The 22,685-nt window shown below is 71.6% G+C and carries 22 protein-coding genes; 6 read left to right on the top strand and 16 right to left on the bottom strand.

Annotation, left to right across the window (positions count from 1 at the left end):
* Nucleotides 1-154 precede the first annotated feature (154 nt).
* From ACH4D5_RS31235 to ACH4D5_RS31280, 10 genes are all read right to left on the bottom strand, one after another.
* Nucleotides 155-2,269: a phosphocholine-specific phospholipase C gene (locus ACH4D5_RS31235; RefSeq protein ID WP_398308857.1), complete on the bottom strand. Its 2,115-nt coding sequence runs from the start codon at nt 2,267-2,269 to the stop codon at nt 155-157.
* 215 nt (nt 2,270-2,484) lie between these two features.
* A complete protein-coding gene (gene gatB, locus ACH4D5_RS31240) occupies nt 2,485-3,999 on the bottom strand; it encodes an Asp-tRNA(Asn)/Glu-tRNA(Gln) amidotransferase subunit GatB (protein WP_398308859.1) in 1,515 nt (504 codons plus the stop codon).
* 16 nt (nt 4,000-4,015) lie between these two features.
* A complete protein-coding gene (locus ACH4D5_RS31245; protein ID WP_362999095.1) occupies nt 4,016-4,255 on the bottom strand; it encodes a hypothetical protein in 240 nt (79 codons plus the stop codon).
* On the bottom strand, nt 4,252-5,745 hold the full coding sequence (gene gatA, locus ACH4D5_RS31250) for an Asp-tRNA(Asn)/Glu-tRNA(Gln) amidotransferase subunit GatA (protein WP_398308860.1): 1,494 nt from the start codon (nt 5,743-5,745) through the stop codon (nt 4,252-4,254). The genes ACH4D5_RS31245 and gatA overlap by 4 nt, the downstream gene beginning before the upstream one ends.
* Nucleotides 5,746-5,750: 5 nt before the next feature.
* Nucleotides 5,751-6,047 (bottom strand): Asp-tRNA(Asn)/Glu-tRNA(Gln) amidotransferase subunit GatC, encoded by a 297-nt coding sequence (gatC, locus tag ACH4D5_RS31255; RefSeq protein WP_362999093.1) that lies wholly within the window; start codon nt 6,045-6,047, stop codon nt 5,751-5,753.
* Between the two features lie 100 nt (nt 6,048-6,147).
* Complete coding sequence (locus tag ACH4D5_RS31260; protein ID WP_398308863.1) at nt 6,148-8,463, bottom strand: putative bifunctional diguanylate cyclase/phosphodiesterase; 2,316 nt, start codon at nt 8,461-8,463, stop codon at nt 6,148-6,150.
* A 315-nt stretch (nt 8,464-8,778) separates the two neighbouring features.
* Nucleotides 8,779-10,962, bottom strand: a complete 2,184-nt coding sequence (gene ligA / locus ACH4D5_RS31265) for an NAD-dependent DNA ligase LigA (protein WP_398308864.1) — start codon at nt 10,960-10,962, stop codon at nt 8,779-8,781.
* A 30-nt stretch (nt 10,963-10,992) separates the two neighbouring features.
* Nucleotides 10,993-12,006, bottom strand: coding sequence for a methionine synthase (locus ACH4D5_RS31270; protein ID WP_398308866.1), 1,014 nt, complete (start codon nt 12,004-12,006; stop codon nt 10,993-10,995).
* The gene (locus ACH4D5_RS31275) at nt 12,003-12,701 is read right to left on the bottom strand and encodes an SDR family oxidoreductase (RefSeq protein ID WP_398308868.1); all 699 of its coding nucleotides are present in this window, start codon (nt 12,699-12,701) and stop codon (nt 12,003-12,005) included. Before ACH4D5_RS31275 ends, ACH4D5_RS31270 begins: the two co-directional genes overlap by 4 nt.
* 7 nt (nt 12,702-12,708) lie before the next feature.
* The gene (locus ACH4D5_RS31280; RefSeq protein ID WP_398308870.1) at nt 12,709-13,254 is read right to left on the bottom strand and encodes a TIGR00730 family Rossman fold protein; all 546 of its coding nucleotides are present in this window, start codon (nt 13,252-13,254) and stop codon (nt 12,709-12,711) included.
* Between the two features lie 51 nt (nt 13,255-13,305).
* Here ACH4D5_RS31280 and ACH4D5_RS31285 point away from each other — a divergent pair, with 51 nt between their 5' ends.
* Nucleotides 13,306-13,638: a DUF427 domain-containing protein gene (locus tag ACH4D5_RS31285; protein ID WP_398308871.1), complete on the top strand. Its 333-nt coding sequence runs from the start codon at nt 13,306-13,308 to the stop codon at nt 13,636-13,638.
* Here ACH4D5_RS31285 and ACH4D5_RS31290 read toward each other — a convergent pair.
* Nucleotides 13,622-14,617: a GlxA family transcriptional regulator gene (locus tag ACH4D5_RS31290; RefSeq protein ID WP_398308873.1), complete on the bottom strand. Its 996-nt coding sequence runs from the start codon at nt 14,615-14,617 to the stop codon at nt 13,622-13,624. The two genes, ACH4D5_RS31285 and ACH4D5_RS31290, sit on opposite strands and share 17 nt — an antisense overlap.
* A 119-nt stretch (nt 14,618-14,736) precedes the next feature.
* Between ACH4D5_RS31290 and ACH4D5_RS31295 the strand changes: the two genes are divergently transcribed.
* Both ACH4D5_RS31295 and ACH4D5_RS31300 read left to right on the top strand, forming a co-directional pair.
* Nucleotides 14,737-15,672, top strand: a complete 936-nt coding sequence (locus tag ACH4D5_RS31295; protein WP_398309027.1) for an NADP-dependent oxidoreductase — start codon at nt 14,737-14,739, stop codon at nt 15,670-15,672.
* Between the two features lie 69 nt (nt 15,673-15,741).
* Nucleotides 15,742-16,395 carry a GNAT family N-acetyltransferase gene (locus ACH4D5_RS31300; RefSeq protein WP_398308875.1) on the top strand — a complete coding sequence of 218 codons (654 nt, stop codon included), beginning with the start codon at nt 15,742-15,744 and terminating at the stop codon, nt 16,393-16,395.
* A 45-nt stretch (nt 16,396-16,440) separates the two neighbouring features.
* On the opposite strand, the gene mnmA is transcribed toward ACH4D5_RS31300, so the two are convergent.
* On the bottom strand, nt 16,441-17,586 hold the full coding sequence (gene mnmA, locus ACH4D5_RS31305; protein WP_398309030.1) for a tRNA 2-thiouridine(34) synthase MnmA: 1,146 nt from the start codon (nt 17,584-17,586) through the stop codon (nt 16,441-16,443).
* 67 nt (nt 17,587-17,653) lie between these two features.
* Between mnmA and ACH4D5_RS31310 the strand changes: the two genes are divergently transcribed.
* Nucleotides 17,654-18,355 (top strand): N-acetylmuramoyl-L-alanine amidase, encoded by a 702-nt coding sequence (locus ACH4D5_RS31310; protein ID WP_398308877.1) that lies wholly within the window; start codon nt 17,654-17,656, stop codon nt 18,353-18,355.
* Here the strand turns inward: ACH4D5_RS31310 and ACH4D5_RS31315 are convergent.
* The 3 genes from ACH4D5_RS31315 to ACH4D5_RS31325 all read right to left on the bottom strand — a co-directional run bounded on the left by ACH4D5_RS31315 (nt 18,352) and on the right by ACH4D5_RS31325 (nt 20,142).
* Complete coding sequence (locus ACH4D5_RS31315; protein ID WP_398308879.1) at nt 18,352-19,521, bottom strand: cysteine desulfurase family protein; 1,170 nt, start codon at nt 19,519-19,521, stop codon at nt 18,352-18,354. The two genes, ACH4D5_RS31310 and ACH4D5_RS31315, sit on opposite strands and share 4 nt — an antisense overlap.
* 91 nt (nt 19,522-19,612) lie before the next feature.
* Complete coding sequence (locus ACH4D5_RS31320; protein ID WP_398309033.1) at nt 19,613-19,831, bottom strand: DUF4190 domain-containing protein; 219 nt, start codon at nt 19,829-19,831, stop codon at nt 19,613-19,615.
* A gap of 158 nt (nt 19,832-19,989) precedes the next feature.
* Nucleotides 19,990-20,142 (bottom strand): hypothetical protein, encoded by a 153-nt coding sequence (locus ACH4D5_RS31325; RefSeq protein WP_398308881.1) that lies wholly within the window; start codon nt 20,140-20,142, stop codon nt 19,990-19,992.
* Between the two features lie 111 nt (nt 20,143-20,253).
* Here ACH4D5_RS31325 and ACH4D5_RS31330 point away from each other — a divergent pair, with 111 nt between their 5' ends.
* Nucleotides 20,254-20,880 carry a TetR family transcriptional regulator gene (locus tag ACH4D5_RS31330; protein WP_398308883.1) on the top strand — a complete coding sequence of 209 codons (627 nt, stop codon included), beginning with the start codon at nt 20,254-20,256 and terminating at the stop codon, nt 20,878-20,880.
* Nucleotides 20,881-20,921: 41 nt separating this feature from the next.
* Nucleotides 20,922-21,791: an alpha/beta fold hydrolase gene (locus tag ACH4D5_RS31335; RefSeq protein WP_398308885.1), complete on the top strand. Its 870-nt coding sequence runs from the start codon at nt 20,922-20,924 to the stop codon at nt 21,789-21,791.
* On the opposite strand, the gene ACH4D5_RS31340 is transcribed toward ACH4D5_RS31335, so the two are convergent.
* Nucleotides 21,788-22,657: a thioesterase family protein gene (locus ACH4D5_RS31340; RefSeq protein ID WP_398308887.1), complete on the bottom strand. Its 870-nt coding sequence runs from the start codon at nt 22,655-22,657 to the stop codon at nt 21,788-21,790. The genes ACH4D5_RS31335 and ACH4D5_RS31340 overlap by 4 nt on opposite strands.
* Nucleotides 22,658-22,685: the final 28 nt, after the last annotated feature.

Here is a 22,685-nt window from a genome sequence, read left to right on the forward strand (position 1 = left end):
GCAGCCCGCAAAGAACGCATGAGTGGCGACATCGGCGCCACAGTCACTTTGACAGCCGTTGGTGATCGTTGGTCCGTTTCGTGGCCTTACTCACAAGGGCACAAGGTGTGCGCGGAGGCACCGGGGGTACCTCCGCGCACCCGGCGTGCCGGGGTCATCCCGAGACGCTCACGCGTCCGTTCTCAATGTGGCCCATGAGGCGGCGGCGGAAGGCGGTGTCGCGGTCGGTGGTCACCTCGACGTCGTACCAGCCGTGCTCGCCGGCGGTGTGCCAGGCGACGGTGCGGCTGCTGCGCGCCTTGACCCGGACGGTCCGCGTGCGGCGCCTGATGTCGTCCTCGTCCACATAGCCGAGGGGCTTGACCGTGAAGACCAGGTCGTGGCGGCCGCGGTTGGCGAGGGTGAGGTGTATCTCGCGGCGGGTGATCGCGGAGGCGAGCCGCGCGCCGCCGTCCCCGGCGCCCTTGGCCCCCGCGAACTCGCGGCGGAAGCCGTTCGGCCCGGTGACGGTGAAGGCGTACGCGTCCCCCGGCACCGGCACGGTCCAGGAGCCCTTGCGCACGACGTCCTGGTGCTGCGGGATCGCGAACTCACCGGCGTACGGATAGAGCGCGAAGTGCGCGCTGGAGCTGCCGCCGTTGCGCAGCCGCACCGTGAGCGTGCCGTCCTCGCCGGGCGTCACGTCGGCGTCGGGCTGGTAGGGCAGCGGGCGGGCGCGGCGGGTGCCGGGCTCCTGGACCGGCATCGACTGCTTCAGGGGCGGCTGCGGCGCCCAGCGGCCGCTGAACGCGGGGATGGCGCCGGGCTGGTCGATGTCGGGCCTGCGGTGGCCGCGCCGGAAGTCGAAGGCGCCGGTGAGATCGCCGGTGACCTTGCGGCGCCAGGCGCTGATGTTGGGCTCCCGCACGCCGGTCCACTTCTCCAGGAAGCGCACGACGGAGGTGTGGTCGAAGACTTCGGAGCAGACGTATCCGCCGACGGTCCACGGCGAGATGACGAGCATCGGCACGCGCGCCCCGAGACCGGTCGGCTTCCCGTCCCAGCGCTCTTCCTTCTCCTCGGCGGAGTCGCCGCCGGGCACGGGCGGCGGAACGTGGTCGAAGAAGCCGTCGTTCTCGTCGTAGTTGATGAACACGGCGGTGCGACGCCAGACCTCGGGGTGGGAGGCGAGGGCGTCGAGCACCTTGTAGACGATGGTCGCGCTGTGGATGGGCGAGGAGACGCTGGGGTGCTCGGAGTCCACCGCTGAAGGCACCAGATAGGTGACTTTCGCGAGCTTGCCGCCCGCGACGTCCTTCGCGAACTCCTCGGCGAGCTTGCCGGTCGGCACGCGCCGCAGACCGCGCTCGAACAGCGACCGCTCGCTCTTGGTGAGGGTGGCGACGCCCTTGTCCAGGTCGGCGAGGAGCTTCGCGCGCGCCGTCTCGTCCTTGGTGTCGCGCACCTTGGCGTAGAAGGCCTCCATGTAGGTCAGGCCGGTGCCCGCCGCGGTCAGGGCCTTGCGGGCGATGGCCTTGAAGGTGGTGAAGAACTCGATCTGGTTGTCGGTGAAGTTCTCCCACTCGGTGTATGTCCGCCAGCTCACACCGGCCTTCTCCAGGCGCTCGGCGTACGTCCCCCAGCCGTAGCCGGGATGCGTTCCCTCGGCGTAGGCGTCGTTGCCGACGGCCCGCTTGCCGTTCGCCTCGTAGCCCGTCTTCCCGCTCCACAGGTGGTTGCGGTTGGGGCTGGTGGAGGTGTGGATGGACGAGTGGTAGGCGTCGCAGACGGTGAAGGTGTCGGCGAGTTCGTAGTGCAGCGGGATGTCCTCGCGTGTGTAGTACGCCATCGTGGCCGCCGTCTTGGCGGTGATCCAGCCGTCCATCCAGCCGTCGTGCCAGGCCTTGGCGCCGCCGCTCCAGGAGTGGTCCAGGTCGCCGATGTACTGGAGGTCCTTCTTCTGCGTCTCCGCGGCCTGGCGGACGGGGAAGGGCAGGATCGTGCGCAGGGCGCCGGGCTGCTCGAACACCGTCTTGCCGCTGGGCAGTCGGATGGCGTTGCGGTCACCGAAGCCGCGCACGCCGCGCAGGGATCCGAAGTAGTGGTCGAAGGACCGGTTCTCCTGCATGAGGATCACCACGTGCTCGATCTTGTCGAGACCGCCGTCCCTCGGCGGCTCCTGCGCGAGCGCCTCCTGCAGCGAAGGCGGCAGGAAGGAGCCGACGGTGGCGGCACCGAGCGCGCCGCCGCCGATCGCCATCAGGCGTCTGCGCGAAATCTCCGGAGTCACGTGGGACCTCCCAGTTGTCCTGGCCGACATCCAATGGTTCTCTGCTGATCCATTGACCTGTTCGGCGGGGACGCTAGTGACGTCCGGTTTCCTTGTGAAGGCCGCGGGACGAAGTCGGAGTGAACGTCCAAGAGTTCACCAGGACTTCCCGATACGAGTGAGGGGGCGGCGCCCCTGTCGGGTGCGCCGCCCCCTCACCGGGAGGAAGGGAAACCTCAGCCCTCGCTGACGCCCAGCTTCTCCAGGATGAGCTCCTTGACGCGGGCCGCGTCGGCCTGGCCACGGGTGGCCTTCATGACCGCGCCGACCAGCGCGCCGGCGGCCGCGACCTTGCCGCCACGGATCTTGTCCGCGACACCGGGGTTGCCGGCGATGGCCTCGTCGACGGCGGCCGTCAGCGCGCCCTCGTCCGAGACGACCTTCAGGCCGCGCTTCTCGACGACCTCGTCCGGGGTGCCCTCGCCCTTCAGGACGCCCTCGATGACCTGGCGGGCCAGCTTGTCGTTCAGGTCACCGGCGGCGACGAGCTCGGTCACCCGGGCGACGTGCGCCGGGGTGATGGGGAGCTCTTCGAGAGCCACACCCGATTCGTTGGCGTTGCGGGCCAGCTCGCCCATCCACCACTTGCGGGCCGACGCCGCGTCGGCGCCCGCCTCGATGGTGGCGACGATCGGCTCGACCGCGCCCGCGTTGAGGATCGACTGCATGTCGTGCTCGGTGATGCCCCACTCCTCGCGGAGGCGGTTGCGGCGCACGCGCGGCATCTCGGGCAGGCCGGCCCGCAGCTTCTCGACCCACTCGCGGGACGGGGCGACGGGGACGAGGTCGGGCTCCGGGAAGTACCGGTAGTCCTCGGCGTTGTCCTTGATGCGGCCGGAGGTCGTGGAGCCGTCGTCCTCGTGGAAGTGACGGGTCTCCTGGACGATGGTGCCGCCGGAGCTCAGGACCGCCGCGTGGCGCTGGATCTCGAAGCGCGCCGCGCGCTCCACGGACCGCAGCGAGTTGACGTTCTTCGTCTCGCTGCGGGTGCCGAACTCCTGCTGGCCCTTGGGGCGCAGCGAGAGGTTCACGTCGCAGCGCATCTGGCCCTTGTCCATGCGGGCCTCGGAGACGCCGAGCGCCTTGATGAGCTCGCGCAGCTCCGCGACGTACGCCTTGGCGACCTCGGGGGCGCGCTCGCCGGCGCCCTCGATCGGCTTGGTGACGATCTCGATGAGCGGGATGCCGGCGCGGTTGTAGTCCAGGAGGGAGTGCGAGGCGCCGTGGATGCGGCCCGTCGCGCCACCGACGTGCGTGGACTTGCCGGTGTCCTCCTCCATGTGAGCGCGCTCGATCTCCACGCGGAAGATCTCGCCGTCCTCCAGCTGGACGTCCAGATAGCCGTTGAAGGCGATCGGCTCGTCGTACTGCGAGGTCTGGAAGTTCTTCGGCATGTCCGGATAGAAGTAGTTCTTCCGGGCGAAGCGGCACCACTCGGCGATCTCGCAGTTCAGCGCGAGACCGATCTTGATCGCGGACTCGACACCGATCTCGTTGACGACCGGCAGCGCGCCGGGCAGGCCGAGGCAGGTGGGGCAGGTCTGGCTGTTCGCGTCCTGCTTGAGCGCGGTCGAGCAGCCGCAGAACATCTTGGTCTTGGTGCCGAGCTCGACATGGACCTCGAGGCCCATGACGGGGTCGTACGTCGCGAGGGCTTCCTCGTACGACACCAGGTCAGAAGTGACAGTCACGGTGAAACTTTCCCTCTCAGCCCAGCAGGACGTCGTCGTCGCCGAGGCGCTTCAGCTCGCGCACGAGCAGGGCGACGCCGGTGGCGATGGCGGCAGCGGAGACGATCGCGTCCACGAGGCGGAGCGTGTCGTGGTCGTAGCGGGCCTTCTTGGCCTGCTTGATCACGCTCACCGCGCCGAAGGCGGTGGTGCCGATCGACAGGTACGTGCCGGTCTTGGACTTCTTGAAGCCCTTGGCCTTGTTCAGTGCACTCACAGCGACGGTGCCTCCTCAAGCAGCGGGTGTCCCCACTTTTCCACGAAGGCGGCCTCGACGGCAGCACCGACCTTGTACAGCCGGTCGTCCTTCATGGCGGGGGCGATGATCTGCAGTCCGACGGGCAGGCCGTCCTCCGGCGCGAGGCCGCAGGGCAGCGACATGGCGGCGTTGCCCGCCAGGTTGGTCGGGATGGTGCACAGGTCCGCGAGGTACATCGCCATCGGGTCGTCGGCGCGCTCGCCGATCGGGAAGGCGGTGGTCGGCGTCGTCGGGGAGACGATCACGTCGACCTGCTCGAAGGCCGCCTCGAACTCACGGGTGATGAGCGTGCGGACCTTCTGGGCGCTGCCGTAGTACGCGTCGTAGTAGCCGGAGCTGAGCGCGTACGTACCGAGGATGATGCGGCGCTTGACCTCGTCGCCGAAGCCGGCCTCGCGGGTCAGCGCGGTGACGTCCTCGGCGGACTTCGTGCCGTCGTCGCCGACGCGCAGGCCGTAGCGCATGGCGTCGAAGCGGGCGAGGTTCGAGGAGCACTCCGAGGGCGCGATCAGGTAGTACGCGGAGAGCGCCAGGTCGAACGTCGGGCAGTCCAGCTCGACGATCTCGGCACCGAGCTCCTTGAGGAGCTCCACGGACTCGTCGAAGCGCTGGACGACACCGGCCTGGTAGCCCTCGCCGCGGAACTGCTTGACGACGCCGACCCGCATGCCCTGGACGGAGCCGTTGCGCGCGGCCTCGACGACCGGCGGGACCGGGGCGTCGATGGACGTCGAGTCGAGCTCGTCGTGCCCGGCGATGGCCTCGTGCAGCAGGGCGGCGTCGAGGACGGTGCGGGCGCAGGGGCCGCCCTGGTCGAGGCTGGAGCTGAAGGCGACCATGCCGTAGCGGGAGACGCCGCCGTAGGTCGGCTTGACGCCGACCGTGCCGGTGACGGCCGCGGGCTGGCGGATCGAGCCGCCGGTGTCGGTGCCCATGGCGAGGGGGGTCTCGTACGCGGCGAGGGCCGCGGAGGAGCCGCCGCCGGAGCCGCCCGGGATGCGGGTGAGGTCCCAGGGGTTGCCGGTGGGGCCGTACGCGCTGTTCTCGGTGGAGGACCCCATGGCGAACTCGTCCATGTTGGTCTTGCCGAGGATGACGACGTCGGCGGCCTTAAGGCGCTTGGTGACGGTCGCGTCGTACGGCGGGATCCAGCCTTCGAGGATCTTCGAGCCGACCGTGGTCGGCACGCCCTCGGTGGTGAAGATGTCCTTGAGCGCGATCGGGACGCCGGCCAGCGGGCCGAGCTTCTCTCCCCTGGCGCGCTTCTCGTCGACGGCGCGGGCCTGCGCGAGAGCGCCCTCGCGGTCGACGTGCAGGAAGGCGTTCACCTTCTCGTCGACGGCTTCGATACGGGCCAGGTGGGCCTCGGTGACCTCGACCGCGGTGAGCTCGCCGGAGGCGATCCCCGACGCGATCTCGGCGGCGGTGAGCTTGATGATGTCCGTCATGATCTTCAGTCCTCCCCCAGGATCTGCGGCACCTTGAAACGCTGCTGCTCCTGGGCCGGGGCGCCAGAGAGCGCCTGCTCGGTGGTGAGCGACGGACGGACCTCGTCCGCGCGCATGACGTTCGTCAGCGGCAGCGGGTGCGAGGTCGGCGGTACGTCTTGGTCGGCGACCTCGGAGACGCGGGCGACCGCGCCGATGATGTCGTCGAGCTGTCCGGCGAAGTGGTCGAGCTCCTCGGCCTTCAGCTCCAGACGTGCAAGGCGGGCGAGGTGGGCGACCTCCTCGCGCGTGATGCCAGGCATGCGGCGGTCCTCAGGGGTGAGTGTGCGGGTTGTGGCCCCAATCCTATGGGTCGCTCCGGGGTGCCCGTTAAACGGTTTCCTCCGCACCGCTCCGAGGCGGCTACTTGACCACGTGGCCCGAGGACTGTTCCGCCGCGGAGGCCGCCTCCGCGGCGACGTCCGCCGGGCGGCGCCAGCCGCGGGAGCCGCGCGCGCGGAGCCACGCCGTCGCCTCCTCGGCGGGCATCGCCGCGGCGACGAGCCAGCCCTGGACCGCGTCGCACCCGAGGTCCCGCAGCCGCTCCCACGTCTCGTCGTCCTCGACGCCCTCCGCGACGACGAGCAGGCCGAGCGAGTGGGCGAGGTCCACGGTGCAGCGGACGATCTCCGCGTCTTCGTTGTCGATGGCGAGGCGGGCCACGAAGGAGCGGTCGATCTTCAGTTCGCTGACCGGGAGGCGGCGCAGGTGGACCAGGGAGGAGTACCCCGTGCCGAAGTCGTCGAGGGACATCTTGACCCCGTGGCCGGTGAGCCCGGCCAGTGTGTCCGCGGCGCGCTGCGGGTCCTCCAGGAGGACGTGCTCGGTTATCTCCAGCTGCAGCGCCCCGGGCGGGACCCCGTGCCGGGCGAGACGCGCCGCGACCGCACCCGCGAAGCCGGGGGTGTGGACGTCGCGCGGGGACACGTTCACCGCGACGGGGACCTTGAGTCCCATCGCCTGCCACTTGGCGACCTGGCCGAGCGCCGTCTCCAGGACGTACTCCGTCAGGTGGGGCATGAGGCCGGACGACTCGGCGATGGCGATGAACTCGTCGGGCGGCACCCGGCCGCGCTCGGGGTGCACCCAGCGGACGAGGGCCTCCAGGCCCGCGACCTTGCCGTCGAAGCGGACCTTCGGCTGATAGTGCAATTCGACGTCGCCCGCGTCGAGCGCGCGGCGCAGGTCGCCCAACAGGCCGAGGCGGTCCGGGGTGTTGGAGTCCCGCTTGGACTCGTACACCTCGACGCCGGTGCGGTCACGCTTCGCCTGGTACATCGCGACGTCGGCGCGGCGCAGGAGGCCCTCCGCGTCGAGCGCGTGGTCGGGGAAGACGGCGAGGCCGGCGCTGGCCTCCAGGACGAGGGTGAGGCCGTCCAGGTCGAGCGGCGAGCCGAGGGCGGCGACCAGCTGGCGCGCCACGCGCGTGGCCGAGGTGGTGGAGTCGACGACCGGCAGCAGGACGGCGAACTCGTCGCCGCCGAGCCGTGCGGCCTCGGCGCCGCGCGGCAGCGCGAGCCGCAGCCGGTCCGCTATCTGCAGCAGCAGCCGGTCGCCGGCGAGGTGGCCGAGGGTGTCGTTGACCGACCGGAAGCGGTCCATGTCGATCAGCATTAACGCGGCCCGTGCGCCGAGCCGCTCGGCGTCGTCGAGGGCCGTCCAGGTCCGTTCGAGCAGCCACTGCCGGTTGGGCAGGCCGGTGAGCGGGTCGCGCAGCTGCTCCTCCGCCCGGGCGCGGGCGATCCACAGGGTGGAGTCGAGCGCGACCAGCGGGATGGCGAAGAGGGGCAGCAGGATGGGCAGGGAGATCGCCACCACGCAGATCAGCGGGGCGATGCCGAGCAGCGCGACGCTGAGGAGGCCCTGCCTGACGAGGGCGGTGCGGGTGACGGTGGGCAGGGCGCCGGTGCGGGGCGCGTGGACGTACCAGAGCAGGACGCGGGTGACGACGAGGTACGCGACGGCGACCAGGGCCACTTGGGGGGCGGTGTACAGGTCCCAGGTGGCGGGCAGCCAGGGGGATTCGGCGCTCGGCGCCGTGCCGAAGGCGGCCAGGGCGAGGCCGCCCGCGCCGATGCCGAGGATGTCGACCGCGCCGTGCAGCAGGCCCTGCCGCCAGCGGTGTCTGCGCGCGACGCCGACCAGGACGACGACGGTGAGGCTGACCAGGCCGGCGGGCACCCAGCCGTAGAGCAGGAGGACGGCGACGGTGAGCGCGCCGCCGGATCCCGTGCCGCCCCACCAGCGGTCGCGGCCGAGGGCGACGAGGTGGGCGACGATGAGGCCGGTGAGGACGGCGAGGGACCAGCCGGCCGCGCCGGTGGGGAACAGCGCGTGCCGGCCCGTGACGGCCTGGAAGAAGCCGGTGCCGAGGAACACGGCGGCCGCGGCGACGACCATGACGGGCAGCAGGGGCCAGGCCTCGCGGGAGTCCTGCACGGCCGGGTCGGCCGTGCAGGTGACGGGGGTGTCGGTGCGGTCCGGTGCGGCCATCCAGGCCCGCTCGCGTGGTTCCACGGCGGTGCTCAGCGCGGCGGATCCGGAGCGGGCGGCCGCGCCGACGGCGGCGCCCGGGTCGGTGGCCGGCACTGCCCGGCGGCCCCGCAACCAGGCTCCCGGCGCGCGCCACAGGCGCGCGCGCAGCCGTGAGTCCGGGGCGGCGCTCTCGGTCGGTTCCATTCCCGTCCCTCTCACAGCCGGCGGTGCCCACGCCACGCGGACTCGGCCCACGAGTCGGCCGCGCCCGAACAACCGTCCCCATGCTCCGCACGAGCAGGGAGACGCAGCCCTCCCGGACCCTTGCCGAGCAGGGGATGCCCCCTTCCGAGCTCTTGATGAGCAGGTGATACCCCGTTCGCAGCGGGGCACGGCAGGCGCACACCTCAACAGTAGGCCGCAGAAGGCTTCCACGGGCAGCGGTCGGCTACGGTTGCCCGAATGCGACCCGGCCACCCGTATGCCTCTGGTATGCGCCGAACGGGTGGCCTTCAACCGCTACTCCTCGGTCGGAAGCGCGACTTCCCGCGCCGCGTCAGGTCCTTGTTCGAGCAGCACAGCGAAGCCTTCCTCGTTGAGAACCGGAACCTTCACCTGCATGGCCTTGTCGTACTTCGACCCGGGGTTGTCGCCGACGACGACGAATGAGGTCTTCTTCGAAACGGAACCGGTCACCTTTGCTCCCCGGCTCTGCAGCGCCTCTTTCGCGCCATCCCGGGTGTGGTGCTCGAGCGTCCCGGTGACGACGACGGTGAGGCCCGCGAGCGGGCGCGGTCCCTCCTCCTCGCCGCCCGACTCCTCCTCCATGCGCACGCCGGCGGCCCGCCACTTGCGCAGGATCTCCCGGTGCCACTCCTCGGCGAACCACTGTTTGAGTGAGGCCGCGATGGTCGGGCCGACGCCCTCCGTCGTGGCCAGCTCCTCCTCGGTGGCCTGTTCGATGCGGTCGATGGAGCGGAACTCGCGGGCCAGCGCCTCGGCGGCCACCGGTCCTACGTGCCGGATCGAGAGGCCCGTGAGGACGCGGGCGAGCGGGCGCTCCTTGGCCGCCGCGATGTTCTCCAGCATGGCGAGGGTGTTCTTCTTCGCCTCGCCCTTCTGGTTGGCGAAGAAGGTGACGACCTTCTCCTCGCCGGTCTTGGGGTCGCGCTTGGGCAGGCCGGAGTCCTGGTCGAGGACGTACGACTTGATGGGCAGGAGCTCGTCGACCTTCAGGTCGAAGATGTCGCCCTCGTCGAGGATCGGCGGCTCGGCGGGCTCCAGGGGCCTGGTGAGCGCGGCCGCGGCGACGTACCCGAAGTTCTCGATGTCCAGGCTCTTGCGGCCCGCCAGGTAGAAGAGGCGTTCGCGCAACTGGGCCGGGCACGACTGGGCGTTGGGGCAGCGGAGGTCGATGTCGCCCTCCTTCATGGGCCGCAGCGCGGTGCCGCACTCGGGGCACTCGGCGGGCATCACGAACTCCCGCTCGCTGCCGTCCCGCAGGTCCACGACGGGGCCGAGGATCTCCGGAATGACGTCACCGGCCTTGCGGATCACGACGGTGTCGCCGATGAAGACGCCCTTCTTCTTCACCACGTCCTGGTTGTGCAGGGTCGCGAACTCGACCTCGGAGCCCGCGACGGTGACGGGCTCCACCTGGGCGTACGGCGTGACGCGGCCGGTGCGGCCGACGCCGACGCGGATGTTGATGAGCTTGGTGTTGACCTCCTCCGGCGCGTACTTCCAGGCGATGGCCCAGCGGGGGGCGCGTGAGGTGGAGCCGAGGCGGCCCTGGAGCGGGATCTCGTCGAGCTTGACGACGACGCCGTCGATCTCGTGCTCCACGGAGTGCCGGTTCTCTCCGAAGTACGCGATGAAGTCGCGGACGCCGTCGAGGCCGTCCACCACCTTGTTGTGCTTGGCGGTGGGCAGGCCCCACTCCTTGAGCAGGTCGTAGGCGTGGCTGAGGCAGTCGATGTCGAAGCCCTCGCGGGCGCCGATGCCGTGCACCACCATGTGCAGCGGGCGGGTCGCGGTGACGCGCGGGTCCTTCTGGCGCAGCGAACCCGCCGCCGCGTTGCGCGGGTTGGCGAAGGGCTTGTCGCCCGCCTCGACCAGGCGGGCGTTCAGCTCCTCGAACTTCTCCATGGGGAAGAAGACCTCGCCGCGGATCTCCACCAGGGCGGGGACGCGGTCGCCCTTGAGGCGCTGGGGGATGTCGGCGATCGTGCGGACGTTCGGTGTGATGTCCTCGCCGGTGCGGCCGTCGCCCCTGGTGGCGGCGCGGGTCAGCTTGCCGTCCTCGTACGTGAGGTTGACCGCGAGGCCGTCGACCTTCAGCTCGCACAGGAGGTGGAAGTCCGGGGAGCCGACCTCCTTGGCGACACGGTCGGCCCAGGCGGCCAGCTCCTCGTCGTCGAAGGCGTTGTCCAGGGAGAGCATGCGCTCGCGGTGCTCCACCGCGGTGAACTCCGTCTCGTACGAGCCGGAGACCTTCTGGGTGGGCGAATCCGGGGTCCTGAGCTCCGGATACTTCTCCTCCAGGGCTTCGAGAGAACGCAGGAGCCTGTCGAACTCGGCGTCGCTGACGACCGGTTGGTCCTTCACGTAGTACCGGAAGCGGTGCTCCTCGATCTGTTCGGCCAGCTGGGCATGCTGATCCCGTGCCTCGGCGGGCACAGAGCCTTGCTGTTCGACAGCCACCGTTTCGTCCTCCCGTTACGTCATACCCAATTACTCAGGGTTGTCCGCGAGCGATCGCGCCGCTCTCACGCAATGGCCGAGCACCTCGCGTGCGTACGCGGGAGAAGAGCCCGCGAGACCGCACGACGGAGTGACCACGACCGACTCCGCGAGCGATCCCGGATTCAGCCCCAGCCTGCGCCAGAACGTCCTGACACCCATGACGCTACCGGCAGGGTCTGACAATCGGCCGTCCACGCCCGGCACGACACCGGCGAAGAGCTTCGTGCCGCCCTCGACCGCCTCACCGATCGCCTCGTCGTCACGCTCGGTGAGCAAGGAGAAGTCGAACGAGATCGCGTCGGCCCCGGCGCGGCGAAGCAGCGCGAAGGGCACGTCGGGGGCGCAGGAGTGGACGACCGCGGCGCCCTCGCCCCGGACGGCGAGGACGTCCCGCAGCGTGCTCTCTACGACCTGCCGGTCCACGGCGCGGTGCGTGCGGTACTCGCTGGCGGTCTTGACCTGCCCGCGCAGCACGGCGATGAGCGAGGGCTCGTCGAGCTGCAGGACCACCTGTGCGCCGGGCACCCTGCGGCGCACGTCGGCGAGGTGTTCGCGCAGGCCTTCGGCGAGGGATCCGGCGAGGTCGCGGCAGGCGCCGGGGTCGGAGAGCGCGGCCTCGCCGTTCCTCAGCTCCAGGGCGGCGGCGAGCGTCCAGGGGCCGACGGCCTGGACCTTCAGCGGGCCCTCGTACCCCTGGGTGAACTCCTCGAGGGCGTCGAGGTCCTCGCCGAGCCAGGCCCTGGCGCGCCGGGTGTCCCGGCCCGGGCGGTCGCCGACGCGCCAGCCGCTGGGCTCCACGCGCGCGTACAGGTCGACGAGGAGCCCGGCGGTGCGGCCGATCATGTCGGCGCCGGGTCCGCGCGCGGGCAGCTCGGGCAGGTACGGGATGCCCTGCTCGGGCCCCTCGAAGCTGCCGGTCACGGTCTTCGCGGCCTCGCGGGCGTCCCCGCCGGGCATCGACCCGATGCCGGTGGCGGGGCCCCAGGTGAAGGTGTCGCTCATCGTCCCGGCCGCACCGTCAGGTCGTTGACCTCCGCGTCGCGCGGCAGGTCCAGGGCCATGAGGATCGTCGTGGCGACCGACTCGGGGTCGATGTAGCGCGACGGGTCGTACTCCTTGCCCTCCTGCTGGTGGACCTTGACCTGCATGGCGCTCGCCGTGCGGCCGGGGTAGACGGAGGTGACACGGACGCCGTTGCCGTGCTCCTCCTGGCGCAGCGAGTCGGCGAGGGCCTTCAGGCCGTGCTTGGAGGCCGCGTACGCGGACCAGTCGGCGTGGGCGTTGAGGCCGGCGCCGGAGTTGACGAAGACCACGTGCCCCTGGGCGACCCGGAGCTGGGGCAGGAAGTGGCGGGTCAGTTCGGCGGGGGCGATGAGGTTGACGTTGAGCTGGTGGCGCCACGCCTTGGGGGTGAGCTCGCCGACCGGGCCGAGGTCGACGACGCCCGCGATGTGCAGCAGGGAGTCGACTCGGGACGGCAGCGACTGGTGGCCGAAGGCCCAGGACAGCTTGTCGGGGTCGGAGAGGTCTCCGACGAGCGTGCTCGCGCCGGGAAACTCGGCGGCGAGCTCCTTGGCGCGGCCCGCGTCCCGCGCGTGCAGGACGAGGTCGTCGCCGCGTGCGTGGAGGCGGCGGGCGACGGCCGCGCCGATGCCGGAGCCCGCCCCGGTGATCACATGTGTAGCCATACCCGCCATGCTCGCATCACCGGGTGCCGAAGGATTCCTCCAGGTAGGCCAGGGCGCCGACGGGCTCCTCCGCGAAGAAGACCAGGTCGGTCAGCGGGACGGGCAGGAAACCCTCGTCCTCCATGCGGCGGAACTGCTCCTTGAGGCCGTCGTAGAACCCGGCGGAGTTCAGCAGGACCACCGGCTTGGTGTGCTTGCCGTGCTTCTTCAGCTCCAGGATCTCGGTGGCCTCGTCGAGGGTGCCGGTGCCGCCCACCATGATCACGATCGCGTCGGCCTTCTCCAGGAGGAGCGCCTTGCGCTCGGCGAGGTCGCGCGCGATCACCATCTCGTGGGGCTCGACGACCTGCCGGGCCTTGGCGGCGAGGAAGTCGACGGAGACGCCGACGAGCCGCCCGCCCGCCTCGTGCACGCCGTCCGCCACGACCTTCATGAGGCCGCTCTCGGAGCCGCCCCACACCAGCGTGTGGCCGCCCTTGCCGAGCAGTTCGGCGAATTCACGGGCCGGGCGGGTGTAGCGCTCGTCGAGATCGGCGGCGGAGAGGAAGACGCAGATGTTCATGCGCCCACGGTACGTTCCGTCTCAGAAGGCACTCGTCGAGGAGGGCATCTCATGACCAACGGACACCGGATCACCGTCGAGCAGGGCACGGACCACGTGCGCGTGGTGTGTGACGGGCAGGTCGTGGCGGAGAGCAGCCGCCCCCTGCTGCTGCGCGAGACGGGGTATCCCGTACGCCACTACCTCCCCCCGGAGGACGTGCGCACGGACCTGCTGACACCGTCGGAGACCCACACGTACTGCCCGTTCAAGGGCACGGCCGCCTACTGGTCGCTGCCGGGTGCCCCGGACACGGTGTGGGCGTACCCGGAGCCGAAGCCGGCCGTGGCGCAGATCAAGGACCACTTCTGCTTCTACGAAGCAGAGGTCACGAAGCAGCCGTGAACGTCCGCCGGTAGGCGGCCGGCGAGACGCCGAGCACGGAACGCATGTGCTGGCGCAGGGAGTTGCCGGTGCCGAACCCCGCCCGGTGGGCCACGACGTCCACGGGCAGGTCGCTGGACTCCAGGAGCTGCCGGGCGAGTTCGATGCGCTGGGCGGCCAGCCAGCGGCCGGGCGGCATGCCGGTCTCTTCCTGGAAGCGGCGGGTGAAGGTCCGCAGGCTCATGCGGGCGTGGGCGGCGAGTTCGCTCAGGGGCAGCGGCTCCTGGAGCCGTTCGAGGGCCCACGCGCGCGTGGCGGCCGTCGTGGCGAGCGTGGGCTCCGGGACGGGCCGCTCGATGTACTGCGCCTGCCCGCCGTCGCGCCAGGGCGGTACGACGCAGACGCGGGCGACGTGGTTGGCGACGGCCGCGCCGTGGTCGCGGCGCACGAGGTGGAGGCAGAGGTCGATGCCGGCGGCGACGCCCGCCGCGGTGAGCACGTCGCCGTCGTCCACGAAGAGCACGTCCGCGTCGACCTTGATCCTGGGGAAGGACCGCTGGAAGTCGCGGGCGACGTGCCAGTGCGTCGTCGCGGGGCGCCCGTCGAGGAGGCCGACGGCGGCGAGGACGTACGAGGCGTTGCAGAACGACACGATGCGAGTGCCGGGCCTGATCCGCCCCAGGGCGGCGACCACGCCCTCCGGCAGCTCGTCACCCTCCATGCCCCGGTCGAAGCGGCGGGTCGGCGTGATCACCACGGTGTCCGCGCGCTCCAGGGCCTCGGGGCCGTGCTCGACGGCCACCGTGAACCCGGAGTCCGTGCGCACCGGGTTCCCGTCCACCGTGCAGACCACGACGTCGTAGAGCGGTGTGCGCCCGGCGCCCTCGGCGACACCGAAGACCCGGGACGGAATGCCCAGCTCGAAGGCGTACACGCCGTCCAGGGCGAGGACGGCCACGCGATGCGCACCCTTTGTGCCACTTGCTCCACTGCACTGCATGGCCGAATCCTGTCACATGATGACCAAACTGCCAGCACTGTCCTCGGTCGCACCGTCGCACGCTTGGTCCCGCAAGCCGTTCCCAAGGACATTCCTGAAGAAAGCGGAAGACCATGAAGATGCGTGCCGTCAGCCCCCGCGCCTGGGGCGCCCCCGAGAACCTCGTCCCCGTGGAGGTCGACCGCCCCGAGCCGGGACTGACCGAGATCCTCGTCCGGGTGCACGCGGCGGGCGTCAACCCCGTCGACTGGAAGACCCGCGCGGAGGGCGCCTTCGGCACCTGGGGCGACACCCCGATCCTCGGCTACGACGTGTCGGGCGTCGTCGAGGCGGTGGGCCCCGGAGTGACCCTCTACCAGCCCGGTGACGAGGTCTTCGGCATGCCCCGCTTCCCCGAACAGACCGGCGCGTACGCCGAGTTCGTCGCGGCCCCCGCCCGGCGCTTCGCGCCCAAGCCCACGGGCATCAGCCACATCGAGGCGGCCGCGCTGCCCCTCGCCGCCCTCACCGCCTGGCAGGGCCTGATCGAGACGGCCGGGCTGCGCGCCGGACAGCGGGTGCTGGTCCACGCGGCCGCCGGCGGCGTGGGCCACCTCGCCGTGCAGATCGCCAAGGCGCACGGCGCGTACGTGATCGGCACCGCGCGCGAGGAGAAGCACGACTTCCTGCGCGGCCTCGGCGCGGACGAAGTCGTCGACTACACGCGCGTGGACTTCACCGAGGCGGTGAGCGACGTGGACGTGGTCCTCGACGGCGTGGGCGGCGCGTACGGGGCACGGTCCCTGGAGATCATCCGCCCCGGCGGCCACTTGGTCACGCTGCCCGACCCCGGCGGCCTCCCGGACTCGGCACGGGCCGCGGAGCTCGGCGTGCACACGGGCTGGACGATCGTCGAGCCGGACCGCCTCGGCCTGCTGGAGATCTCCCGCCTGGTCGACGAGGGGAAGCTCCGCGTGGAGATCGACGCGGTCATCCCCCTGGAGGAGGCGGCGAAGGCCCACGCGCGCGGCGAACAGGGCCGCACCCAGGGCAAGATCGTGCTCCGCGTCGCCTGATCGACTCGGCCCGGCTATAGTCCCTGTAATAGCCTCTATCGTGAATTGGTTATTACAGAGGGGGATGGCATGGACGACCTCGTACGGGCCTGGGTCGACGGCTGGGTGGTGTCGCGCGGGGCCGCGCCGCCGCTCACCGAGCCGTGGGGCTGGACCATCGACGTGGGCCATCTCGACCACGTCACCCGGCACGTCCTCGGGGCGGTGGGCGACGAGGTCGACGAGACCACCGTCCGGAAGGTGGCCGACCAGGTGACCGGGGCCGGCGTCTGGTTCAAGGCGTTCGCGGACCCGGAGGTGGTACGCGCGTGGCTGGGCCCTCGCTGGCGGATCGACCCGGAGCCGGGGTGCCTGATGTCGCTGCCGCTGACGCAGGACGCGCCGGAGCCCGCGCCGGTGCCCGCGGGATACCGGCTGCGCGTCTGGACCCGCGGCGGGGTCACCCGGGCGCTGGTCACCGCCCCCGACGGCGCCCTCGCGGCTCGCGGCCAGATCGCGCCGACCGGGGCGACCGCAGTCGTCGACCAGGTCGAGACCGCCCCCGCACACCGGCGCAGGGGCCTGGGCGGCCTGGTGATGCGCACCCTCCAGCACGCGGCCGCGGCCCGGGGCGCCCGCACGGCCGTCCTCGCGGGTACTCCGGAGGGACGGGCGCTGTACGGGTCGCTGGGGTGGACCTACCGGGCCCCGCTCACCAGCGCGATGTTCACGGCGGCTCCGTGAGCGGCCTTGCGGGCGGCCCGGTGAGGGGCCTTGAGAGTGGGGCGCTCAGGCGGCCGCCGTCACCCGCTCCGTAGACGCGATCGTCGCCGAGCCGACCACGCGTGTGCCGTCGTAGAGCACGACGGCCTGGCCGGGGGCGACGCCGCGGACGGGCTCGTCGAAGGAGACTCGAAGCTCCCCTTCCACCAGCTCCGCGGTGACCGGGGTCTCGTCGCCGTGCGCGCGCAGCTGCGCCGTGTACGTGCCCGGACCCGTGGGGGCCGCTCCGCACCAGCGGGGCTTGATGGCCGTCAGGGCCGTGACGTCCAGGGCGGCGGCCGGGCCGACCGTCACGGTGTTGTTCACCGGGGAGATGTCCAGGACATAGCGCGGCTTGCCGTCGGGGGCGGGGGTGCCGATGCGGAGGCCCTTGCGCTGGCCGATGGTGTAGCCGAACGCTCCCTCGTGGGTGCCGAGGACCTCCCCGGACTCGTCCACGATGTCGCCCTCCGCCTTGCCGAGGCGGGAGGCGAGGAAGCCCTGGGTGTCGCCGTCGGCGATGAAGCAGATGTCGTGGCTGTCGGGCTTCTTGGCGACGGCCAGACCGCGCTCCTCGGCCTCCGCGCGGATCTCTTCCTTGGTGGTGACCGTGTCGCCCAGGGGGAACATCGCGTGGGCGAGCTGCTTGTCGTCCAGGACGCCGAGGACGTAACTCTGGTCCTTGGCCATGTCCGAGGCCCGGTGCAGCTCGCGTGTGCCGTCCTCGCGGACGATCACCTTGGCGTAGTGGCCGGTGACGACCGCGTCGAAGCCGAGGGCGAGGGCCTTGTCGAGGAGCGCGGCGAACTTGATCTTCTCGTTGCAGCGCAGGCACGGGTTCGGGGTGCGGCCCGCCTCGTACTCCGCGATGAAGTCCTCGACCACGTCCTCGCGGAACCGCTCGGCGAGGTCCCACACGTAGAACGGGATGCCGATGACGTCCGCGGCGCGGCGGGCGTCGCGCGAGTCCTCGATGGTGCAGCAGCCGCGCGCGCCCGTGCGGAACGACTGGGGGTTCGCCGAGAGCGCGAGGTGCACTCCGGTCACGTCGTGCCCCGCTTCCGCCGCGCGGGCGGCGGCGACGGCGGAATCCACGCCTCCGGACATGGCGGCCAGGACGCGGAGGGGGCGCTGGGGACGCTGCGAGGGCTGAGGCTGCGGGGTCTCGGTCAAAGTCATAGCCCTCATAGGGTACGGGGCCGCGGGAACCGGATGCCCGTGAGTAAGCGTTGACGATCATATGGGGGATGCAGAGCAGGAGAAGCCGGGGCGCCGGGGCATCGACCGGCGCACTCTGCTGATCGGCGGCGCCGCGGCGGCCGTCGGCACCGCCGTGCTCGCCGGGGACGAGCTGGGCCGGCTGTGGTGGCGGCTGCCGGGCGTGGTCAAGAAGCGCAAGGAGGGCGAGGTCGACGCCCCGGGCGCCCAGTGGATAGCCGCCTCGGACTACAACTGGCGCCGCGCGGACCGCCCCGACGACTACGAGATCGACCGCGTCGTCATCCACGTCGTCCAGGGCGGGTACCAGACGGCGCTGCGGGTCTTCAAGGACCCGGGCCACGGCGCCGCCGCGCACTACGTGGTGCGCAAGGACGGCCACATCGCGCAGATGATCCGCGAGCTGGACGTGGCGTTCCACGCGGGCAACAAGAGCTACAACGAACGCAGCATCGGCATCGAGCACGAGGGCTTCGTCGACAAGAAGTCGTCGTTCACGGATGAGATGTACGCGGCTTCGGCGCGGCTCACCGCCGGCATCTGCCGGCGGTACGACATCCCGGTGGACCGCGAGCACATCATGGGCCACGTGGAGGTGCCGGGCACGGACCACACGGACCCCGGGCCGCACTGGGACTGGGACCGCTATCTGCGTCTGGTGCGGGCGGAGCGGGACAGACCGGAGAAGCCCACGAAAAACGCGAGCAAGGAGAAGAAGCCCTAGCTGAGGCCCGCCGTCCGCGCCCGCTCCACCGCCGGGCCGATCGCCGCCGCCACCGCGTCGACGTCCGCCTTCGTGGATGTGTGGCCCAGCGAGAAGCGGAGGGTGCCGCGGGCCAGGTCGGGGTCGGTGCCGGTGGCGAGCAGGACGTGGCTGGGCTGCGCGATGCCCGCCGTGCACGCGGAGCCGGTGGAGCACTCGATGCCCTGTGCGTCCAGGAGCAGCAGGAGGGAGTCGCCCTCGCAGCCGGGGAAGGTGAAGTGGGCGTTGGCGGGCAGCCGGCCACCGGGGGCCGGGTCGCCGCCGAGGATCGCCTCGGGGACCGCCGAGCGGACGGCGGTCACCAGGTCGTCGCGGAGCGCGCCGATCTCGGCGGCGAACCGCTCGCGGTGTGCCGCCGCGTGCTCGCCCGCGACGGCGAACGCCGCGATGGCGGGCACGTCCAGCGTCCCGGAGCGCACATGCCGCTCCTGGCCGCCGCCGTGCAGGACGGGCACGGGGCTGTACTCACGGCCGAGCAGCAGCGCGCCGATGCCGTAGGGACCGCCGATCTTGTGGCTGGACACGGTCATCGCGGCGAGGCCGGAGGCGGCGAAGTCGACGGGGATCTGGCCGTAGGCCTGGACGGCGTCGGCGTGCAGCGGGACGCCGAACTCATGGGCGACGTCGGCCAGTTCGCGGACCGGCTGGACCGTGCCGATCTCGTTGTTGGCCCACATGACGGTGGCCAGGGCGACGTCGTCGGGGTTGCGCTCGATGGCTTCGCGCAGCGCGTCGGGGTGCACGCGGCCGTGCCGGTCGACGGGGAGGTATTCGACGGTGGCGCCCTCGTGCTCGCCGAGCCAGTGCACGGCGTCGAGGACGGCGTGGTGTTCGACGGGGCTCGACAGGATGCGGGTGCGGGCCGGTTCCGCGTCGCGGCGGGCCCAGTACAGGCCCTTCACGGCGAGGTTGTCGGCCTCGGTGCCGCCGGAGGTGAAGACGGTCTCGCTGGGGCGGGCGCCGAGTGACTCGGCGAGCGTCTCGCGGGCCTCCTCGACGGTGCGTCGCGCTCGGCGCCCCGCCGCGTGCAGCGAGGAGGCGTTGCCGGTGACGGCGATCTGCGCGGTCATCGCCGCGATCGCCTCCGGGAGCATCGGAGTGGTCGCTGCGTGGTCGAGGTAGGCCATGGTGGGCACGATTCTACGAGCCGTGCGCCGCCCTCCGCCCCGGCGGTGTCAGCCTGCGAGACCCGTCACCCCGAGAGACCCGGGACAGGTGTCAGCCCGCGAGACCCCAGGACACGGTGTCGTCCGTCGCGACGAGCGCGGCGAGCACGACGAGGTCGGCCACGCCGAGTCCGAGGCCGAGCAGCGCGCGGCCCCTGCGGGCGGTGCCGCGCCACAGGGCCATGCTCGCGAGGACGATCGCGATGGGCCCGAGGAAGAGGTTCAGGACGAGCAGTCCGAGCAGACCGAGGACGAAGGAGGCGACGGCCATGCCGTCGGTGTCCCGCCGTCCGACGGGACGGGGCTCCTCGGTGACGGGACGGGGCTCCTCGGTGGAGGCAGGGGTCGTGCTCTCGGAACGGGTGCGGGTTGCGGTGCTTCCCATGGTGCGACTCCTGGCAGGTGGAGGTGTCGTACGGAGAGGTGGGCTCAGCGGTGCCGCGCGTGGCGCTCGCGCAGGGCGAAGACCGCGAGCCACACGCCGATGACGGCGGCGGCGACGAGGGTGACCGGAAGCGGGGCGTGCGCCACGGTACCCATGGCGACACCCAGCAGCATCAGGGCGGCGACGATGAAGAGCACGGAGATCCCTCTCTCATTCGGTGAACGCTTGTGGTTACAACTGTTCACTGACTTACAGAGTACTCCGTCTCCGGCTTTCAAAACTCGGAGAACAGTTGTTAACTGCATGGCATGAGTCACACCCTCGGCGTCCGGCAGGCCCAGAAGCAGAAGACCCGGCAGGCACTCCTCGAAGCGGCGCTCCAGCTGCTGGACGAGCAGAGCCTCAGCAGCCTGGGCCTGCGCGAGGTCACCCGTGCCGTGGGCGTCGCCCCCACCGCCTTCTACCGGCACTTCCGCGACACCGCCGACCTGGGCGTGGCCCTGGTCGAGGAGGCGCTCGGCAGTCTGCACACCACGCTGACCGCGATGCTGGCCGCGACCGGCGACGGTGAGGAACGCATCGCGGGCACGGTCGAGTTGATAGCGGGCTACGTCCACACGCATCCCGCGCACGTCCGCTTCATCGCCCGCGAGCGGCACGGCGGCGTGCGGGCGGTGCGGGACGCGATCGGCGCCCAACTCGCCCTGTTCGCCAAGGAGGTGGCGGAGCAGTTCGCCCAGGAGGAGCCGACGGCGGGGTGGACCGAGGACGATCTGCTGATGCTGGCCGGAATGTACGTCGACCACATGGTGATGACCGCGTCGGCGTTCCTGGACGCGGGCCCCGGGACGACGGCGGAGGCCCGGGTCGCGGACGTCGCCCGCAGGCAGCTCCGGCTGGTGGGCCTCGGCCGCAGGCACTGGCACGACACGTAAAACTCTGGCACGGCATGTAAGGAGCAACTAGCCTTACGGTCATGTCAGCTGCCTCGGACCGTGACCTCCCGGCCCTCGACTGGGTCCTCGACCAGACCTTCGACAGCTCCGCCGGCGCCGTCCGCTGGGCGGCCCTCGGCCCCGCCGACGCCCCGCCCCTCGTCCTCGTCCACGGCACGCCCTTCTCGTCGTACGTGTGGCGTGGCGTCGCCCGCGCGCTGGCCGGCGGCCACCGCGTGTACGTGTGGGACCTGCCCGGCTACGGCGCCTCGGAGATGCGGGACGGGCAGGACGTATCGCTCGCCGCGCAGGGCCGGGTCTTCAGCGAACTCCTCGGCCACTGGGGCCTGGACCGGCCCGCCGTCGTGGCGCACGACTTCGGCGGGTGTGTCGCCCTGCGCGCGCACCTGCTGCACGGCGTCCGCTACGAACGGCTCGCCCTCGTCGACCCGGTGGCGCTCGCCCCCTGGGGCTCCCCCACGTACCGGCTGCTCGGCGCGAACGCCGACGTGTTCGCCCAGCTGCCGCCCGAGCTGCACCGGGCGCTGGTCCGCGAGTACGTCGGCTCGGCCAGCCGGCGCGGACTGCATCCGGCCGTGCTCGACCGGCTCGTGGAGCCCTGGTGCACGACAGAGGGGCAGGCCGCCTTCTACCGGCAGATCGAGCAGAACGACCAGCGGTTCACCGACGAGATCCAGGGCCGGTACGGCGAGCTGCGGCTGCCCGTGCTGATCTGCTGGGGCGCCCAGGACACCTGGATCCCCGCGGCCAAGGGCGAGGAGCTCGCGCAGCTCGTCCCCGGCGCCGAGCTGCGTCTGATCGAGGGCGCGGGGCATCTCGTCCAGGAGGACGCGCCCGCCGAGCTCGCCGGGGAGCTGATCGGCTTCCTCCGGGAGAGCCGGAGCCGCTAGCCGAGCCGCGCCCGCGCCAGCTGCCGCGACTGTGCCACCAGGCGGTCCTCGCTGTCCCAGACCTCGGCGTCCTCCTCCAGGAAGCCGCCCGCGAGGTTCCGCGTGGTGATCGCGACGCGCAGCGGGCCCGGGGCCGGGCGGTGACGGACGTGGACCGTCAGCTCCACGGTCGGCACCCAGCCGGTGAGGCCCATCTCGAAGGCGGTCGGCGGCAGCGCGTCGACGGCGAGCAGCAGCGAGAGCGGGTCCGCGTCGCGGCCGTCCGCGAGCCCGAACCAGGCCCGCATCTCGCCCTTGCCGGACGGCTGGCCGAGCGCCCAGCCGAGCGTGGCCGGGTCGAGCTTGAGGAAGAGGCGGTCGGCGATGGCCGAACTGCCGGGCACCGGGCGGTGGTCGGGTGCGTCCTGCGCACCGAAGCACTGGTCGAGCGGCGGGATGGCGGGCGGCTTCGCCGTCGTGCGGACGTCGTCGGGGAGAGCGTCCAGGTCGCCGTACGAGGCGAGCACGCGGATCCGCTCGACCTCGCGCCCCTCCTCGTCGTACTGGAAGAGCGAGGCCTGACCGGTGGAGAGCGACCGGCCGCCGCGCACCACGTCCGTGCGGATCACGGCGGGGCCGGGACTGGACGCGGTGAGGTAGTGCGCCGAGATCGTGAAGGGGTCGGCGTGCGGCAGGGCGTCCGCGAGCGCGCGGCCGATGACGGCGAGGAGATAGCCGCCGTTGACGGCGCTGATGATCGTCCAGCCCGCGGAGAGCTCCGTGTCGTAGACGCCGGGCTCCCGGCGGGTGACCGCCGTGTCGCGGTCGAACTCGCTGTCGCCGATGCGCGCGGGCACCGATGCGGGAATTGATGCTGCCGTTGCCATGGCAGCAACGTACAACATCTAATTACTG

It is taken from the genome of Streptomyces sp. NPDC018029 (assembly GCF_044327655.1).
Lineage (GTDB): Bacteria > Actinomycetota > Actinomycetes > Streptomycetales > Streptomycetaceae > Streptomyces.